This is a genomic window from Microlunatus sp. Gsoil 973 (genome assembly GCF_009707365.1).
In the GTDB taxonomy this organism is placed as follows: Bacteria; Actinomycetota; Actinomycetes; order Propionibacteriales; family Propionibacteriaceae; genus Microlunatus.
In genome coordinates this window covers 3231845-3248839 of record NZ_CP046122.1, presented here as the reverse complement: position 1 = coordinate 3248839, position 16995 = coordinate 3231845, and the positions used below count along the sequence as shown (strand labels likewise).

Annotated in this window: 17 protein-coding genes and 2 pseudogenes; 7 read left to right on the top strand and 12 right to left on the bottom strand. The window is 64.6% G+C overall.

What is annotated here, in order from left to right; all coding sequences use genetic code 11:
* Positions 1–2: 2 nt before the first annotated feature.
* Both GJV80_RS15250 and GJV80_RS15245 read right to left on the bottom strand, forming a co-directional pair.
* The gene (locus GJV80_RS15250) at positions 3–365 is read right to left on the bottom strand and encodes a replication initiator (RefSeq protein WP_154688628.1); all 363 of its coding nucleotides are present in this window, start codon (positions 363–365) and stop codon (positions 3–5) included.
* Positions 320–964, bottom strand: a pseudogene (locus GJV80_RS15245) (replication initiator); the annotation flags it as partial. The gene GJV80_RS15250 and the pseudogene GJV80_RS15245, both read right to left, overlap by 46 nt.
* 71 nt (positions 965–1035) lie before the next feature.
* Here GJV80_RS15245 and GJV80_RS15240 point away from each other — a divergent pair.
* On the top strand, positions 1036–1293 hold the full coding sequence (locus GJV80_RS15240) for a hypothetical protein (protein WP_154688626.1): 258 nt from the start codon (positions 1036–1038) through the stop codon (positions 1291–1293).
* 191 nt (positions 1294–1484) lie between these two features.
* Here the strand turns inward: GJV80_RS15240 and GJV80_RS15235 are convergent, their stop codons facing one another.
* The 3 genes from GJV80_RS15235 to GJV80_RS15225 form a co-directional block, all read right to left on the bottom strand.
* The gene (locus GJV80_RS15235) at positions 1485–1802 is read right to left on the bottom strand and encodes a type II toxin-antitoxin system RelE/ParE family toxin (RefSeq protein WP_154688625.1); all 318 of its coding nucleotides are present in this window, start codon (positions 1800–1802) and stop codon (positions 1485–1487) included.
* Positions 1799–2053 carry an addiction module protein gene (locus tag GJV80_RS15230; protein ID WP_154688624.1) on the bottom strand — a complete coding sequence of 85 codons (255 nt, stop codon included), beginning with the start codon at positions 2051–2053 and terminating at the stop codon, positions 1799–1801. The genes GJV80_RS15235 and GJV80_RS15230 overlap by 4 nt, the downstream gene beginning before the upstream one ends.
* A 249-nt stretch (positions 2054–2302) precedes the next feature.
* Entirely contained in the window at positions 2303–2617 is a 315-nt protein-coding gene (locus tag GJV80_RS15225; RefSeq protein WP_154688623.1) for a hypothetical protein, read from the bottom strand.
* Positions 2618–3203: 586 nt separating this feature from the next.
* Between GJV80_RS15225 and GJV80_RS15220 the strand changes: the two genes are divergently transcribed.
* Positions 3204–4022, top strand: a complete 819-nt coding sequence (locus GJV80_RS15220; protein ID WP_154688622.1) for an HIRAN domain-containing protein — start codon at positions 3204–3206, stop codon at positions 4020–4022.
* Positions 4023–4036: 14 nt separating this feature from the next.
* Here GJV80_RS15220 and GJV80_RS15215 read toward each other — a convergent pair whose 3' ends face one another.
* Together GJV80_RS15215 and GJV80_RS25125 are read right to left on the bottom strand one after the other, a co-directional pair.
* Positions 4037–4777: a hypothetical protein gene (locus tag GJV80_RS15215; RefSeq protein ID WP_154688621.1), complete on the bottom strand. Its 741-nt coding sequence runs from the start codon at positions 4775–4777 to the stop codon at positions 4037–4039.
* A gap of 681 nt (positions 4778–5458) precedes the next feature.
* Positions 5459–5971, bottom strand: a complete 513-nt coding sequence (locus GJV80_RS25125) for a VOC family protein (RefSeq protein WP_195908952.1) — start codon at positions 5969–5971, stop codon at positions 5459–5461.
* A gap of 167 nt (positions 5972–6138) precedes the next feature.
* Here GJV80_RS25125 and GJV80_RS24035 point away from each other — a divergent pair.
* Together GJV80_RS24035 and GJV80_RS25120 are read left to right on the top strand one after the other, a co-directional pair.
* A pseudogene (locus GJV80_RS24035) lies at positions 6139–8126 on the top strand (glycoside hydrolase family 65 protein); the annotation flags it as partial.
* A gap of 84 nt (positions 8127–8210) precedes the next feature.
* A complete protein-coding gene (locus tag GJV80_RS25120; RefSeq protein ID WP_370518857.1) occupies positions 8211–8531 on the top strand; it encodes a glycosyl hydrolase family 65 protein in 321 nt (106 codons plus the stop codon).
* A 12-nt stretch (positions 8532–8543) separates the two neighbouring features.
* Here GJV80_RS25120 and ubiE read toward each other — a convergent pair whose 3' ends face one another.
* Positions 8544–9308 (bottom strand): bifunctional demethylmenaquinone methyltransferase/2-methoxy-6-polyprenyl-1,4-benzoquinol methylase UbiE, encoded by a 765-nt coding sequence (gene ubiE / locus GJV80_RS15200; protein ID WP_154688619.1) that lies wholly within the window; start codon positions 9306–9308, stop codon positions 8544–8546.
* A gap of 170 nt (positions 9309–9478) precedes the next feature.
* Between ubiE and GJV80_RS25115 the strand changes: the two genes are divergently transcribed.
* Both GJV80_RS25115 and GJV80_RS25110 read left to right on the top strand, forming a co-directional pair.
* A complete protein-coding gene (locus tag GJV80_RS25115) occupies positions 9479–10192 on the top strand; it encodes a universal stress protein (protein ID WP_154688618.1) in 714 nt (237 codons plus the stop codon).
* Positions 10113–10409 (top strand): universal stress protein, encoded by a 297-nt coding sequence (locus GJV80_RS25110; protein WP_370518759.1) that lies wholly within the window; start codon positions 10113–10115, stop codon positions 10407–10409. Before GJV80_RS25115 ends, GJV80_RS25110 begins: the two co-directional genes overlap by 80 nt.
* 184 nt (positions 10410–10593) lie before the next feature.
* Here the strand turns inward: GJV80_RS25110 and GJV80_RS15185 are convergent, their stop codons facing one another.
* The 3 genes from GJV80_RS15185 to ppdK all read right to left on the bottom strand — a co-directional run bounded on the left by GJV80_RS15185 (position 10594) and on the right by ppdK (position 14657).
* Complete coding sequence (locus GJV80_RS15185; RefSeq protein ID WP_230207729.1) at positions 10594–11238, bottom strand: DoxX family protein; 645 nt, start codon at positions 11236–11238, stop codon at positions 10594–10596.
* Positions 11239–11572: 334 nt separating this feature from the next.
* Entirely contained in the window at positions 11573–11839 is a 267-nt protein-coding gene (locus tag GJV80_RS15180; RefSeq protein ID WP_154688616.1) for an SHOCT domain-containing protein, read from the bottom strand.
* Positions 11840–11873: 34 nt separating this feature from the next.
* Positions 11874–14657, bottom strand: a complete 2784-nt coding sequence (gene ppdK / locus GJV80_RS15175) for a pyruvate, phosphate dikinase (RefSeq protein ID WP_154688615.1) — start codon at positions 14655–14657, stop codon at positions 11874–11876.
* 285 nt (positions 14658–14942) lie between these two features.
* Between ppdK and GJV80_RS15170 the strand changes: the two genes are divergently transcribed.
* Positions 14943–15908: a nitroreductase family protein gene (locus GJV80_RS15170; protein WP_154688614.1), complete on the top strand. Its 966-nt coding sequence runs from the start codon at positions 14943–14945 to the stop codon at positions 15906–15908.
* On the opposite strand, the gene GJV80_RS15165 is transcribed toward GJV80_RS15170, so the two are convergent.
* Positions 15892–16992, bottom strand: coding sequence for a lysylphosphatidylglycerol synthase transmembrane domain-containing protein (locus GJV80_RS15165; protein WP_195908950.1), 1101 nt, complete (start codon positions 16990–16992; stop codon positions 15892–15894). The genes GJV80_RS15170 and GJV80_RS15165 overlap by 17 nt on opposite strands.
* Positions 16993–16995 lie beyond the last annotated feature (3 nt).

Sequence of the window (16995 nt, the reverse complement as noted above, 5' to 3'; positions counted from 1 at the left end):
GATCAACTACTCCTGTGGTTGCGTTGGGTGCCCGGGCCAGTCCTTCCCGGACTGCTGAGTGTTTGGCTCTGACCCTGGTTGTCAAGGGCAGCCACCTGGGCTTCGGTCAGCGGCCCGGTCGGATCATCGGTCCGGGCGCCGGCACGAACGATCCGTACGTCGAGTTGATCTCCCCAGGCGACGATCCGATCATGATCATTCCCGCCTACGGCGGGTGCGACGAGCTGGATCGACCGGACCGTCTGCTCGACCAGCTCGGCCAGGGTGGCGCCGTCCACCGGGGACGGGCTGCCCGGGCCGTCGGAGCCGTCGACCCGGATCAGGGCGTGGAAGTGCACCAGGCCGCGATCCTGGTACTCGGCCACCTTGGCGACTGCACCGACGCCAGGTCACCGAGCCGACTTTCCGGTGTTTCTAGGTGCTGCGCGAGCTTGCGGCGCAGGGTGTTCGGCGTGCGGCGCAACAACTCCGGCGCCCACCACTGCCAGACCACTGCGGAGGACCAGTCGTAGCAGTCGGAGCACAACGGCACACCGTTCAACTCGTCGTGTTGATCATGGACGGCCATGCACGACAACCGACGACCATGATCACAAACAACCGTGTGCGAACGCGGCCGGCAGTGACCACCCGACCGCCGGCCATGACGACTCCGCGCACCGTGCACGACACCGAACGACGGAGCGGTGACAGTGACGGACAACAGCGGGTTGTCGGCGACGGTGTCCGGGACGGTCTTGCCGCCGGCCACGCCGGCCTTGATCATCTCGAACGTGTCGCGGGCATACACCCGGGAGCAGGGCGGGTAGACGTCGGCCCGCCGGTTCCCACACGGCCGGTACAAGACACCCAACGGCGCATCGTCCGACGCGTACGAGGACAACACCTCACCGGTCGCCGGATCAATGGTGTCGGACCGTCCGACCAACCGGATCGGCGAGCGCAGTTGCCCACCGCAGCCGCCGTATCGGCGAACGCGGAGAAGCTGCCCTCGGTGACCCGGCGCAAGAACCCGTGTTCGGCAGCCGGCGACAGATGATCAAGATCAAGTGGCGCGTCGTCGCTGAAGCCTGGGAAGGCGCCCACCGGAGCGTCGTCCTGGGCGAGGTCGGTCGGCTGCACGAGCGTTTCAGCACCCAAGAGGGTGTGCCGCGCGGCCAGTTGCGATCCTCCCCGCACGGCACACCCAGACCAGGGCTTCCCTCAACCACCCGACCCAAATTGCGGGCAACGCCCGAACGCAGGAGGATCGCCAACCACGCCCGATGCGGACGACACACCAAGAAGGTTTGAAGCGGCTAGCTCAAGTGCTGGCCTCAGCCAGAAGCGGGGAGCCGACCCCAGGGGTATACCCGTCAGTTTTGTTTGAGGTGTGTGCCATCTGCGACCAAAGGTAACACCGGCCTCCGACAGTCCTCTTGCCGAACACCACCAGGTCGAATTCGTTACCGAACGTTCAGCCTCGCGGCGGATCCGCACAGACCTCAGGTGTCGAGCCGGTCTTCCCAATAGCCAGGTCGACGCTTCTCGTGGGCATAGGCGAGTATCAGCACGGAGTCGTCGTGCACGACATACACGATCCGGTAGGGGAAGCCGCGGATCGCCTTCGCACGCACCACGATACGTCCGGACCAGTCAGGGAACAGCGGAGCAGCCTCCGGCCACGCGCCAATGTCAGCCCGGGCTTGCGCCGCCCGATCGATCAAAGTCAGCCCGGTCCCCGGCGCGCGATCCTCGTACCACAGCACTGCGGCGTCGAACTCCTCGACCGCCGCAGGATGCTCCCGCTGCCGCGTCGTCACTCGGTGCCGGCGGCGATCCGGCCCCGCAGCTGCGCGTAATGCTCATCAGCATCGACCGGCGTGACCGAACCGTCCAGAACCTCATCCAGACGCCGCGTGATCTCGTCCCGCCAAGCGGCATCGACCGCAACCTGGTCCTCGCCACCACGGTCATCGTGGAGGCTGGCCAACAGGCGATTGGCCACCACGGCACGCTCGTCAGGGTCGAGCGCTAACCCGGCCTTGATCAGTTCCGCAGCCTCAGGTGCCATGCCCCGAGTGTACGACCCGGCGACGACGCGAGTCATCATCTCCAGGTGTCCCGCCGAGGGATCCGGTCCCGGGCGGGCCTCGAGGGAAGGCGTGGTGCCCAGTGAATAGGTCGCGAGTTCCGATGATCGGTCGGTTCACGGGTGACTGCTCAGCACATTGGTCAACCCGCAGCAGCCAGCATGATCGTCGAGCTGCCCGGGGCGACGGTTGTTACCCCCACCGCGGCTCCTCATCCCAGACGTCAACGCTCAGCGGAACCCGTCCTGCACCATCACTACGACCCATCGCGGGTCGTTGCCGAGATCGACTCTCGCGGCCCCGCGTTGTCCATCGCCGCTGCGACCGACGACGGTCACCCGGCCCGCCGGAAGTCGGTAGTTGTAGCTGTGAACAGGATTGTTGCTGCGATTCCGCTCAGCCGCCGGCACCTCAACGTCGAGAGCGACAGCGGATCCGGCCGTGACCGTCACCCGGACAGGTCTATGAAGACTGCTCGACACATCCACCACCAGGTTCGCCTCACCCCTGCGCACCTGGTCCAGGTCGGAAGGCCTGACCACCACCGGTACTCTCCTCGCTGCCTTGGCACACGCGCTCATCTCAACGTCGCTGATAGCGCACCCCGACAACAGCACACCCAGAGCCGCAACAGACACCGCCGTCCTCGTCAGCACCGTGTCTCACCCTCCAGGTCGAGTGGATGTGCTCGTATCCTGCTCCCAACGAAGCCGCCTGAACGCTGCGGCCGAGCTGTTCGTCGTCCAATCGAGACCTTCTAGGCGGGTTGCCAGAACACGTACATGACCGCGACCGCATCCCCATGCACCCTTCTCGCGCCGCATGCCTGCCAGTGATCTTTCTGTGCCGACCTCAAGATCACGAACAGACGTCGCGTCCGCAAGGATCGGTCACCGGGCGATCAGACGGACTTCCGAGTTCAGGCCCTGCACTGGCGACATCACAGCCACCGATCCCCTACCCGCTGTTTCGGAGATCGAGCCGTCGTGAACAGCGATCGTGCTCGATGCGCGGAATTGGCAGATAGACACAACCGCATCGCCTGGATCGCTGGCGCATCGGTCCCCAATAGATCAAACTGTTATCCAGTTCTTCCGACACGCGGACTCTAGTGGTGGCATCGTTCCTGGGGTGGACGGCTACGGGTGCTCGGTCGAGGTCGATATCGGATCGGTAATCATCACCGCGAAGAATGCGATGGCGCGCACAGCCTTGATCGGGATCGGCCCCGCGGCTGCCAGCAACCCGTATGTAGCAGGGGCAAGCGCGATCATCCCGCTAAGACATCTAGAGCGTGTGGACTTCTCGCCAGCATCGATGCTGACCAACGGACGGCTCACCCTCACCGCCGGCGGGCGACAGTTCATCGCCCACTTCAGACGTAAGGACCGACAAGGCTTCGAGCAGCTCGCGCAGTTCCTGGCCAGCCAGGTCCGACCCCAGCCTATGTCGGCAGAACCGGCACTTGGCAGTCAGTTGCAAACCGTCTCGCCCGTAACCGACGTGCCGATCCCGCCCAGGACGGCCCCGCCCGCGAAACCAACCATCGAGGGCGTCCTGGCACAGATGGCCGTCATCGAGCCGGATGTGCCGCTCGACGAGCAGATCGAGGTCACCGGCGAGACGTACCACACAAAGAGCTTTAGGAAGCTGTTCCGGGACAAGGGAATGCCGATCACGTCAGCGGGCACAACCCTGCAGGACCAGCGTTGCGTCCTCGTGCCGGAGCCGTGGAATGAGCACGACCCGAACGCTGTAGCAGTCGTGATCGAAGGTCATGTCGTCGGATATGTGCCCGCCAGCATGGCCGTGGACTACTCCCAGCGTCTGCTCGCGTGGGCGCGCGATCGGAAACTCGTGGCGGGGGCGGCCAGGGTGTGGGTGAAGGACGAGGGAGGGATGATCCGAGCGAGGGTGACGATTCTGGTTCCCGAGGCGGAGATGCTGTGATGCTCGCGTAGGTCCTATTCCCGAGGTGGCTCCAACTCAGACCAGACACCATCCTGGTCCTCCGGTTTCCAGATGATCACCTTCCGACCACCGGCCACCCGGCCGGCTGTGTCAACTGCCTTCCGGTATGTCCTGAGGCCAGCTCGCGCGATCTTTGGGTCAGCTGTATCGATGATGCCCACGACCTTGCCTGAGCCAAGATCAGTGGAGATTTCGATCCTGGAGGGAGCGTGCTCGCACCCATCTCGGGTCTTGCGGTGCGTCAGCAGGTACTTGAGGCCGTCCCAGATGGCGCTCGAGGCCAGATTGGGGCCCAGAAGCACCAGCGTGTTGTAGCTGATCTCTATGACGACCCGAACCAGCTCCATTGCGGTGAACTGGAGCAAGCGGTTGCCATCAACAGGGACAACTTGGGACATGATCGTGCTCGCTTGGGCGATGGCGTCGTCGTCGAACCATCCGTGATCGGCGGACAGCGATATCGGTTCCCGGTCCGGGTGCAACCCCTCAGCATGGCCGATCTTCTCCATCGCGGTGAACGACATGCCACCGATCGGTCCTGCAGAATCCCAGTCGTCCTGATCGACGAGGCCAGTGAGCCGGACCGCTCGTTCGCCATCATCCATCACGACCAGCCGCGCCTCGAGGTCCATGGTTCGAAGGGGTTTGGTCCAGTCGTGCTGGCCGATTACCGGCATCGATCCTGAGTTCAGCGCATCCAACATTTCGTACAACATCTGGTCGGAGAGCGCCACTCCGCCATACTATTCGACCCGGTGCGACGTCGCGACGACTGCTTCAAATGGAACCCAGGCGCCCATCTCTCTCCCACAGCTGTGGTTGGCATGACACTACCGGGCTGAGCACCGTGGTTGGCGGACTTGGCGGAGATCTCGCCAGCCATGGGCCAAATCCGGCTTCCGAGCCACGTCAAATGCGTCGCACGGTGTGATCATCATGCCTGTTACGAGGGCCAACACCGTTCCCATCTGGTCGGCGATCAGAAGGTCAACGACCTGGTCCGGGCCGGGGATCACACGGTGTATAGATCCGTTGGTGACGCTGATCATCGGTGTCCGCTCGAGGTTCCATCACCGGGTCAGCCTCGACCCAACTCGTGCCGCGCAACGGGATGTGTGCCGTATCACCCGCCCGGCTCTGCGGCCCGGTCAACGGACGGCATGTGCAACAACGGTGGGAGCGGCATCCGCATCTCGGGAGTACTTTCTTTACTGGTTCGAGCGCGCGCTCCGCGCGAAACGGCCGGCCGGCAGCGGGGCCCCGCGCTTCGGGCTTCGCCCTCCGCGCACCCCACTACCGGTCGGCCGCAAGATCATCTTCGCGAGCTCGCCGTGTCCCCGTGATGTCCCCGACGGAATGACATCACGCGAAACCAGACGTACGGCCACAGACTCAGCCGGACGTGTTTTCTCCAGTCAGAGCCCAGTTCGCGGCCGCTCGGAGGCTCTCGTAATGAATAGGTCGTCGGTTCGATTCCGACAGGTGGCTCCAGCGTGGGAAGAGTGTCGCCTCGTCAGTTGAACAGTCGCCGATCCAGCACTGATCTCGGGTGCTCTGCCGGACTGGGGTAGGAGATGACGACGCTGGATGCCGTCAGGATCACGACCTTCGACGACTGACACTCCGCCCGTGATATGGGTGTCGGTGTACGTTCCGTACATGCGCAGTGCTTCCTCGAATTCCCGCAGCGCTTCTGAACTGTCCACAGCCCAGGTCAGAATGTGATCACCGATCACGCCAGCTGGGTGCGGCTCACGGTCGCCCCTGGCCAAGAGGTAGAGCTGAAATCCCCCAGGATCGAGCAATAAGGCTGCGTCCTCTTCACGGAGTGAGACCCGACAACCGAACACTTCACGATAGAAGTTGATCGAGCGTTCGAGATCTCTGACGAGAACAACGGAGGACGTGATCGTGGCTGTGTGCTCCATCTCATCAGTCTGACCGTCCTGCGGCCGATCCGACGAGGAACTCGGCGAATCTGACCGTCCGCACTCTGCAACGCGCGTGCCGTCAGTACGTTGCGTAGTAGAGCTGTTCGTCGTGAACAGGAGTTGGTGACGATGCGATGTCAAGCTGACGACGTAGAGGATGCCCAGTGATCCGCCACCCGGCATACCTTGAAGAGCCGTGGGGCATAGCCTGCAGGGGCTTGGATCTTCAGGTATTGACACAATCGGAGTCGGTGTTTGCGCTGTCGAACGGTCACATCGGCTGGCGAGGCAATCTGGATGAGGGAGAGCCCCACGGCATGCCGGGTGCCTACCTCAACGGCTTCTTCGAAACCCGGCCGCTGCCGTATGCCGAACCTGGCTACGGATACCCGGAGTCCGGTGAGACAGTCCTGGACATAACCAACGGCAAAATCATCCGACTTCTGGTCGGTGATGAGCCGCTCGACGTCCGCTACGGCCGCTTGCTGCGACACGAACAGCGCCTTGACTTCAGGAAGGGCGTCCTGGGACGGGACTTGGATTGGAGATCGCCCGCCGACAGGACCGTGAGGGTGCATTCGACACGTCTGGTATCGCTGACCCAGCGGGCGATCGCCGCAGTGTGTTATGAGGTTGAGGCACTCGACAGCGACAGTGGAACTACCCGCATAGTGGTGCAGTCGGAGCCGGTTGCCAATGAGCGGCTGCCGGCCAGCCACAACGATCCTCGAGTTGCCGCAAGTCTTGATCGCCCCCTCGTCAGCCTCGCCCACGAAGTGCTCGAGCACCGCGTCAGCCTGGCCCACCGGACTGCTCGCAGCGGCCTCAGCCTTGCAGTGGCGATGGAGCACGTGATCGACTTCGCGGAGCACGTCGATATCAGTACGGAGGCACTTCCCGACCTTGGCCGCACCACGTTCGCGTTGGAACTGGCCCCTGGACAGCGCTTCCGGTTCATCAAGTTCGTCGCGCACGGGTGGTCCGCGGCCCGATCGTTGCCCGCCCTCCGTGATCAGGCCGACGCGGCATTGGCTGAAGCGATGTCAACGGGCTGGGACGGTTTGCTGGGTGAGCAGCGCAACTACCTCGATCACTTCTGGGAGGGGGCCGACGTCGAGGTGGACGGCGATCCCGGGATCCAGCAGGCGGTCCGGTTCGCACTGTTCCACGTGCTGCAGGCCAGTGCCCGCGCCGAGGGCCGACCCGTACCTGCCAAGGGGCTCACCGGCGCCGGATATGACGGGCACGCGTTCTGGGACACCGAATCGTTCGTGTTGCCAGTACTCACCTACACGGCGCCCACGGCAGCAGCAGATGCGCTGAGATGGCGGCACCGAACGCTACCTGCGGCCCGCCAGCGGGCGCACCAGCTGAGACTGCGTGGCGCCGCGTTTCCGTGGCGTTCCATCGACGGCCGCGAGTGCTCGGGCTACTGGCCCGCCGGAACGGCGGCCTTCCATGTGAACGCCGACATCGCCGACGCAGTCATCCGTTACGTTCGTGCGACAGGCGATCAGGAGTTCTACGCCCAGGTCGGTGTCGAACTTCTGGTCCAGACCGCGCGGCTGTGGCTCTCCCTGGGACATGCCGACCGGGACGGTGGGTTCCACATCGACGGTGTAACCGGGCCGGACGAATACTCCGCGATCGTCAGAGACAACGTCTACACCAATCTCATGGCGCAGCAGAACCTGCGAGCCGCCGCCGATGCGGTGCGGCGTCATCCCGACATCGGGCGCATGCTGCTGGTTGATGATGAGGAGCCAGACCAATGGAGCAGGCGGCTGCGGCGGTCGCGGTCCCCTATGACGAGGATCTTGGCGTTCACTCGCAATCCGACGGTTTCACCCGACAGCAACCCTGGGACTTCGCCACAACCCGGAGGGCCGGCTACCCCCTGCTGCTGCACTTCCCGTACTACGACCTCTACCGCAAGCAGGTTGTCAAGCAGGCAGATCTGGTGCTCGCGATGCACCTCCGTCACGATGCCTTCACTGCGCATCAAAAAGAACGCAACTTCGCCTACTACGAAGCGATCACTGTCAGGGATTCATCCCTGTCGGCGGCGACGCAAGCCGTCCTCGCCGCGGAGGTCGGACACACAGACCTGGCAGCCGCCTACCTCGCCGAGTGCGCCTTCATCGACCTCGAGGACATCGAGCACAACACCACGGACGGCCTGCACCTGGCGTCCCTGGCAGGCATCTGGACCGCCCTGGTATCCGGTTTCGGCGGAATGCGAGACGGGCCGGACGGTTTCAGCTTCGCACCCAGGCTGCCGCCACGCCTTTCTCGCCTGGCCTTCGGTCTTCGGATCGGTGCCGGTGTGCTACGCGTGGAACTCGACGGCGAGAGCGTGACCTACCGCTTCGACGGCAATGGCGTGGCACGGTTCCGATCCTTCGGCACGGAGGTCGAGTTGGAAGCCGGTAACGAGGCCACGAAACCAATTCCTGCTCAACGCAGCCCAAGGCCCGCACCGCGGCAGCCCCAAGGCCGATCACCGCGCGTTCCGCATGATCTCATCGCCGCGCCACGTACCCCGGGCGTTGTCTAGCGATTGGCGGCATCACGCCTCTGGTTTGGGCTTTCGCGCCGAATAGCAGTGCGCGACACCGCCGCTGACCGGAGTCACGTGAATGTGCTCGAAACCTGCTGCACTGATCATCGCGGCGACCTGCGCAGGTGGTGGGAACGCCTCGACCGAGGCGGGCAAATATCGGTAGGCGTCGCGGTGGTGCGACAACAGACGGCCGACCCAAGGCAGCACATGTTCAAAGTAGCCCAGATAGATCCGCCGCACGACGCTCGGCGGCCGGCTCAGCTCCAAGATCGACAGCCTGCCGCCGGGCCGTAGCACTCTGCTGATTTCAGCGATCGCAGCCAGCGGGTCTTCGACATTGCGCAGCCCGAAAGCCATTGTGGCGACATCGACGCTGGCGGAACCCAGCGGAATATGGAGGGCATCTGCGCAGATGAACCGGATACCGTCGATACCGGCGTTCCGTGCCTTGCTCTCTGCGATCTTCAGCATCTCGGGGGCGAAGTCGACAGCCGTCACGGCCGCGGCGCCGCAACGTCGAAGACTGAGCGCGACCTCGCCAGTTCCGGAACACAGATCGAGAACGGCTTCGCTCCCAGTCAATCCGAGGTCTCTGACCAGGTGGGAACGCCAGTGTTCGTCCAGCCCTGCACTGAGCAGCCGGTCCAATCGGTCGTAGTGATCGGCGATGCTGTCGAACATTCCGGAGATATTGGACGGCCGGTGTTCAAGCAAGAGCGCCAGGTCTGCGTCGACAGACGGGTCCGCGACTACCGGCAGATCAAAGTCCATGTCAGGATTCTGACGTGTGGGGCTTGGTGGTGATCGGGTACAAAGTCACCCGCCGCGGGTGACCAAGGCTCCGTTCCGTACGACCTCGGGACGTTCGACTTCGCCTCCGGTGGACATTCATCCCTACTCGGCGCCGTCTCGGTGCGATTGGCTGGGAGATCGGAAGGATCATGATGGCCAATCAACGGTTCGGGTACAGCCCAGACAGTGTCCAGGTGAATGATCTTCGGCGATCAGCGCATCACTCGGTCGGCGGGGTCCCAAGGGTTCGATCGATCCTTGTCGGCGTCGACGGGTCGGATGACAATCGGGCCGCCGTGCACTGGGCGGTGGAGCGAGCGATGGCCGCACACCGGCCGTTGTGTCTGGTCGCGATGCTCGACAGGCATTCGCCGGACGGGACTGATGGTGATCCATCGCCACAGGATCCAGATCGTTGTTGGAGGACGGCGTCCGACCTTCGAGATCGGCTGCGTGCCGAGTTTCCTGATCTCATGGTCGGTGTGGAAGTCCGGATCAAACACCCCGTTGCGGGCCTGGTGGATCTGGGGGCCGATGAGGCCATGATCGTGGTCGGCCACCGGGCACCGGGAGCACCAGGATGCGAGTGGCCAGGATCCACCTCCCATGCGGTCGCCGGCCGCTCCACTGTGCCGACGATTGTTGTGCCGCCGGACTGGAACGAAGCCGCGCACCAAGGAGGGCCTGTTTGTGGTCGGTCGGCACCCGGAAATCTCGACAACGGCGGCGGTGGCGTTCGCTTTTGCCGAGGCGCAATGGCGAGGAGTAAACCTCATCATCAACGTGCTCCAGGACTCCGACGCTTGCGCGGCGGCTGGCGCCGGACCACTCTGTGCCTGCAGGCTGCCCTCAAGTGGGAGTGATCTGGTACTGCTTCAGTCCTGCTATCCCGAAGTTCGCGCGACCGTTCTGCATGTCCACGGTCAACCACACGAGCAGCTGGCACGCCACGCCGCCGAAGCACAACTGCTCGTGGTCGGGCGCCATCACACCGGCCCGCTCGGCTTCGAGATCGGATCCACGGCTCGCCGGGTGCTTCATCGAGCTGGGCGACCTGTTGCAGTTGTGCCGACGGTATGACTGGGACATAGGACTCCGGCGGGGACCATCACCGGGCGGGCATCCACGCGTGAGCAGCGCGCGGGTGATCAACTGCGTAGGTCAGGAGCGGTCAGAAGACGATCGCATCGACAGTCGAGGGCCGGCCCGCTGGGCCGGCCCTGTCGGGGAGTCCGGATGTGGCCACGTATCCGTGGCTGTCCGATCAATGGGTCCAGGCGTGGTCCCGGATGTAGGGCAGCCGATTCCAATAGCGGGACAGGCCCCACGTGATGCCTGCCGAGGTTGCGGCGAGTGTGAGTAGGGCAAGGCCGTAGATGATGTGGTAGTCCACGATCGGATTGGTGGATCCGCTCGGGTCGCCTGTACCGGTGACCCGGTCGAGTGGGAATTCCGCCGCCCACATCATCAGCACCAGCAGCGATCCGGCGAATGCTGCCGGCCACATGGCAATGCCGGCCATGACCGCGACACCAACTCCGAGCAACGCCAGCATGAACAGCCAGTCGGCCCACCATGTGCCTGCGATCGTGTGCGCCACTCCGGCGAACGGTCCGACATCGACCGAACCAAGGAATCCCTTGGTCGGGGAACCGCCGTTGAACCATGCCCGTTCGGAGGTGGTGGAGAACCCGAGCCCGAACGTCTTGTCCAAGAATGCCCACAGGAAGATGAAGCCGGTCGCGAATCGCAGCACAGCCAGGATCCGCCGTGCGGCAACGCTTGTCACGGTGGGGTGAGCGGACACCTCGACCGCCTTGTCGGGTGCCTTGGTCATCACCGGCTCTGATTGCCTGTTGGTTGTGCTGCGGGCCTTACCCGCGATCGGCGTCCCATGGTGAACGCTCATGATTGATCCTTCCAGAAATGGGTGGATCCTTGTGGGATCCGGAATCTACGTCTCTGGCTGTGATCATCGTCGGGTCGGTGGGCCGAGGGAGGTAGCGAAGGGCTGTTCGATGCCGGGACTTTCGCCATCTCGTCGCGACGGTGTCCCGCCCGATCGGGGACCGGTTGGTCGGCGGAGCTGTCCGGAGTGCCGAGGCAGTAGGCGGCCGTCCCGACGATTCCACGGTCGCGGACCCGCACGATCTGCGACGCGAGGCCAGTTCTTGTTATTGCGCGGCCAACTTGTCGGCCCACGCGCAGAGCGACATCATTGGCTCTGACCGATCCGACTCCGGTCAACCCCGTGGAGCAGCATGGCCGGCAAGGGTGCGCAGCGCTTCTTGGTATTGCTGTTCGCTGATCTCGCCACGTGCAAACCGCTCGGCAAGGATGTCCTCCGGGTTCTGCCGTCCGGAGAGGCGATCGGCAGCGCGCCACCGACTGCCGCGCAATGCCCGAAGCAGGGCGACCAGCAGGACGACAACGACCAAGAACAACGCCATGCCCAAGCCCATCATCGCGTATCCCCAGGCACTCATACCGCCGTACCACCAATGCATCATCACAAGCTCCTCAGGTACATCCGGACACGATCCATCACGTGTCACTTCGGTTTGTCGTGCGTTCGTCTGCACGGCCGACGAGTGCTGCCTGCGCAGCGGCCAGTCGCGCAACCGGGACCCGGAACGGGGAGCAGCTGACATAACTGAGCCCGTGCTGATGGCACCAGGTGATCGAGGCCGGATCCCCGCCGTGCTCACCGCAGACGCCAACCTCGAAGGGTCGTTGGGTTTTCGAAGCCGCGTCAACGGCCAGGTCGATCAATGCCCCGACACCGTCAGGATCGAGAGAGCTGAACGGATCATGATCAAGGACTCCCGATCTCAGGTAGTCGAGTAGGAAGCTGGTCTCGGCATCGTCCCGGCTCAACCCGTACGTCATCTGGGTGAGGTCGTTTGAGCCGACGGAGAAGAAGTCGGCGTGTTCGGCGAGTCGAGCCGCCAGGAGGGTCGCGCGCGGCGTTTCGATCATCGTACCGATCTGGTAGGGCAGGCGAACCTGGCGGTCGGCGAACACCGCTTCGGCTTCGCTCTCGATGATTTTTCGCACCCGGACGAGTTCCCCAGGGTCGGTTGTGAGTGGCACCATCACCTCGGGCATCGGTTTGCATCCGCTGTCCATGGCGTCGCACGCAGCTTCGAAGATCGCTCTGGTCTGCATCTGCAGAATCTCGGGATGTCGGATGGCGAGACGGACGCCACGCAGACCGAGCATCGGGTTCGCCTCGTGCAGGGCACGCACGCGGCGCAGCAGGTCCTCGTCGTTGCGAAGCCGGCTGAGCAGGTTGTCGACTTCGTCCAGAGAACCGGCTGCCGACAGTCGAATCTTGGCATCGGTGATGCGTTCGGACAGTTGCTCGAAGGTAGGTAGGAATTCGTGCAACGGAGGGTCGACAAGACGGATGATCACTGGCAGGCCGTCCATTGCCTGGAACAGCCCGAGGAAGTCGGCTCGCTGCAGCGGCTCGAGTTCGGCAAGTGCATCCCGGCGCTCGGTGATCGAGTCGCTCATGATCATCCGCTGCATGACAGGGAGTCGTTCGGATTGGAAGAACATGTGCTCGGTGCGGCACAGGCCGACGCCTTCTGCGCCGTAGTCCCTGGCCCGCCGCGCGTCCGCCGGATAGTCCGCGTTGGCACGCACGCCGAGCTGCCGATGATCATCTGCCCAGGTCAGCAGCGTGGCCAACCGCGGATCGGTGATGTCAGGAACGAATGTCTGGAGCTGGCCGAGATAGACCTCGCCGGTGCTGCCGTCGATCGACAGCCAGTCGCCTTCGCCGATCACCAGTTCGCCGACGGTCGCCCGATGGGTGACCACGTCGACGTCGAGTGCGCCGACGCCGACCACCGCGGGCTTGCCGAACTGACGGGCCACCAGGGCCGCGTGGCTGGTTCGTCCGCCACGGGTGGTCAGGATGCCTTCGGCGGCGAGCATGCCGTGTACGTCGTCGGGCTTGGTCTCGGGCCGGACCAGGATGACCTTCCGTCCGTCAGCCGCCAGCCTTTGGGCGACATTCGGGTCAAAGGCGGCGATCCCGACGGCTGCCCCGGGTGAGACATCAAGACCCCTGGCCACCAGTCGACCCTGATCGGCGGCGCGCTTCCGGTCGGCGGGTGTCAGTTGTGGATGCAGGAAGAAGTCGATCTGCGCCGGGGTGACCCGCAACAACGCCTCGGGTCGTGTGATCAGGCCCTCCGTTGCCAGGTCGACGGCGATTCGTACCGCTGCCTGGGCGGTGCGTTTGCCGTCCCGGGTCTGGAGCATCCAGAGCCTGCCGTCCTCGACGGTGAACTCGATGTCTTGCATGTCTCGGTAGCGGGCCTCGAGTTTGGCAGCTGTCGCCTGCAACTCCGCGTACGCCTCTGGCAGCACCTGGCTGAGTGACTCGATGGGTCGGGTCGCTCGGGTACCGGACACAACGTCTTCGCCCTGCGCGTTGATCAGGAAATCCCCCTCGAGGCCGGGTTGTCCGGTTGCGCCGCTTCGGGTCATACAAACACCGGTCGCCGACCTGTCACCGAGATTTCCGAACACCATCGCCTGGATGTTCACCGCCGTGCCAAGATCGTGCGGGATGCCGGCTGCGTTGCGGTAGTCGACCGCCCGCTTTCCGTTCCAGGAGGAGAAGACGGCCTCAATCGCCATCCGCAATTGCTCCTGCGGATCAGTGGGGAACTGGCCGGCGATATCGCGGAATCCCGTGATCACCGCACGAAGATCATCGACAGTCAGGTCCGAGTCGCTGCTCACCCCACGGGCTGTCCGTGCCCGGGACAGAATGTTCTCGAAGAGGTCATCGCGCAGTCCCAGCACAACCGTGCCGAACATCTGGATCAGTCGCCGGTAGGAGTCGTAGACGAAGTGCTCGTCCCCGGTCAGCGCGATCAGACCCTTGGCGGTGTCGTCATTGAGCCCAATGTTCAGGACGGTGTCCATCATCCCGGGCATGGAGAACTTCGCTCCCGACCGGCAGGAGACCAGAAGGGGACTGGCCGGGTCGCCGAACCGCTTCCCGACCCGGTCCTCTACGTCGTGCAGGGCCGTCACGACCTGGTCCCACAGTCCGTCCGGCATCGTGTTGTCGTTCTCCAGATACCGCAGGCAGGCCCGGGTGGTCACAGTGAATCCCGGCGGTACTGGTATGCCGAGCCGCGTCATTTCCGCCAGACCGCTGCCTTTGCCTCCCAGCAACGCGCGGACGGAGTCCCAGTCGCCGTTCCCCTGACGCTCGACCTCATCCAGTTGGTCGAAACGATGTACCCACACCGGTACGTCGGGCATCGGCTCCGACATCGGCTCGGGCATCGGCTCCGACATCGAGTCAGACACTGGATCAGACACTGGGTCAGACACTGGATCAGGCATTCGACTCTCCTCGGGTCACATCCGCTTCGCCGGCTGGGACGATTCGACCGTAAGTCCACTCGATCAGCCGGCCGCAGAGCCGAAAGCCATAGCAGCGACGGGACGATCGGGCCCCGGAAGCGCGCGGTCCGGATGGCTTTAGGCCCTGTTAGGCGGGACTCCCCAAGGGCGACGCTGAAGTGATCGACCGATGCGGTCGGATCCATCGAACGAGCATTGTCAGGTGGCGCAACGATCATGACCGAGGTACACCGGACCATCCCTCCGACTCTCGTGGCGGCGATCGAACTGGCGGCGCACGCCCCGTCGATCCACAACAGCCAGCCCTGGTTCTTCGTCGTCGGTCAGCAACGGATCGACTTGTACGCCGATCGCGAGCGTTGGCTCAAGGTCACCGACGCCGACCAGCGGGACCTACTGCTCAGTTGCGGCGCGGCGCTGCACCATCTCCGGCTGGGCCTGGCCGCTGCCGGCATCGGCGCCCGGGTCCGGAGGCTCCCGGACCAGTGGGACCCGGACCGCATCGCCTCCATCGAGCTCACCGATCAGATCGAAGCAGTCGATCACGAATTGGTCGAGCAGATCCCCCGGCGTCGTACGGATCGACGACCCTTCCGCAGTTACCCCGTGCCGGAAGCGTTCCGCCGCCGACTGATCGACCGGGCTGCAGCGCAGGGCGCCGTCCTCCGCGTCATCGACGATCCTGGCGCACGTCAGGCTTTGGTTGGCGCGTTCGCAGCCGCGGGACGCGCGCAAGCCGGCCTGGCGGGGTACGCCGACGAACTCGCAACCTGGACCCGAGAGAGCGGCGGCTCAGGTATCCCTGCTGCCAACGTCGTCCGACCGGTGCCGGAGGTGGTTGAGGCGGCCCGGGATTTCGGTGGTGGGCCTGCCGCAGCGACCGATAAGGCACCCGAGGAAGCGACCCTGGTGGTGATCGGCACCGCGTCCGACGATCGACTGTCCCAGCTGCGAGCTGGCGAGGCCATGAGCGCGGTCCTGCTCGAGGCGACCCGAGAGGGGCTGGGCACCTGCCCGCTGAGTCAGCCGCTCGAGATCGGGGCGACCCGCCAGGTCATTCGTGACCGGGTCCTGGCGGGCACCCTCTCGCCCCAGGTGGTGCTGCGGATCGGGTGGGCGCCGAGCGAGCCCATGCCACCGGCTCCGCGCCGACCGGTCGAGGAGATCATCCGCTCCGCTTGACCGACTGCAGCTTCAGGCTCAGGTAGGTCAGTCCGGAGATCGGGATCGGCAGCCAGAACTGGAACAGTCGCCACGTGAGCACGCCCAAGGCCACCGGTGCCGCCGTTGTGTCACCGAGTGCTCCGAGAGCCGGGATCAGCACGCCTTCGACGATGCCGAGTCCGCCCGGCGACACTGGCAGTAGCGCGATCAGGTTGGCCGCACCGTAGGCCGTCAGTAGCACCCCCGGATCAATCGTTACGTGGTAGGCGCGGAGACAGACCCAGAGACTTGCGGCATCGAACAACCAGTTGCCGCCCGCCCAGCCGAAGACGGTCAGGCGGCGACGCGGGTCGCGGGCCAGTTGCGCTGCTTCGCTGGCGGTCATGCGCGACACGCCGGCGACGTCCCTGATGACGCGTGCGATCCATTGCGATACCCGCGGTCCGAGGATCGTGCGCGGCGCGAAACGGCCCGGAGTTCGACGGACCGGGTGGTGTCTGTTCGTAGGGCGTCTGCTGTACCGGCGGACCATGATCGCCCCAGCGAGCAACGCGATGACAGCCAGCGCTCCGGCCACGGCATAGGCCGGATGGTCGGCAATTGCGGGTCCGATCAAGATCACTCCCGCTGCGAAGGTCGCGACCAGGCTCAGATCTGTCACGGCCGTCTGGACCACAGCGCTCGATGCAGCGTCCGTGGCCGGCACTCCTCGTTGGGTCATCAGACGGAATCGCAATGCGGCTGCGGACGCACCGCCGCCCGGGATCACGTGGCTGACGCCGTAACCGGTCAGATCGATGCGGAGCTGGGCGAAGTAGCCGGGGCGGTTGTTGGTGAGCAGGACGGCTCTGCTCAGTGCCGTGTACGCCGCCAGCGAGCAGGCTTCGAGGATGAAGGCAAGCACCAACAGCAGTGGCGAGGCGTCAGCGAACAGCGTGAGGTCACTAGTGGCGTGGACGATCTGCGGTACCGCGAGGTACTCGATCACCAGGATCGTGAGGGCCGTGAACCCGATGCTGCGCAACTGGCGCCAGTGACGGTCGCGGCGGGGTCCTGCGCTGCCGTGATCGGACAGCAGCTGCGGGCCACCGTCCTCGACCATGTT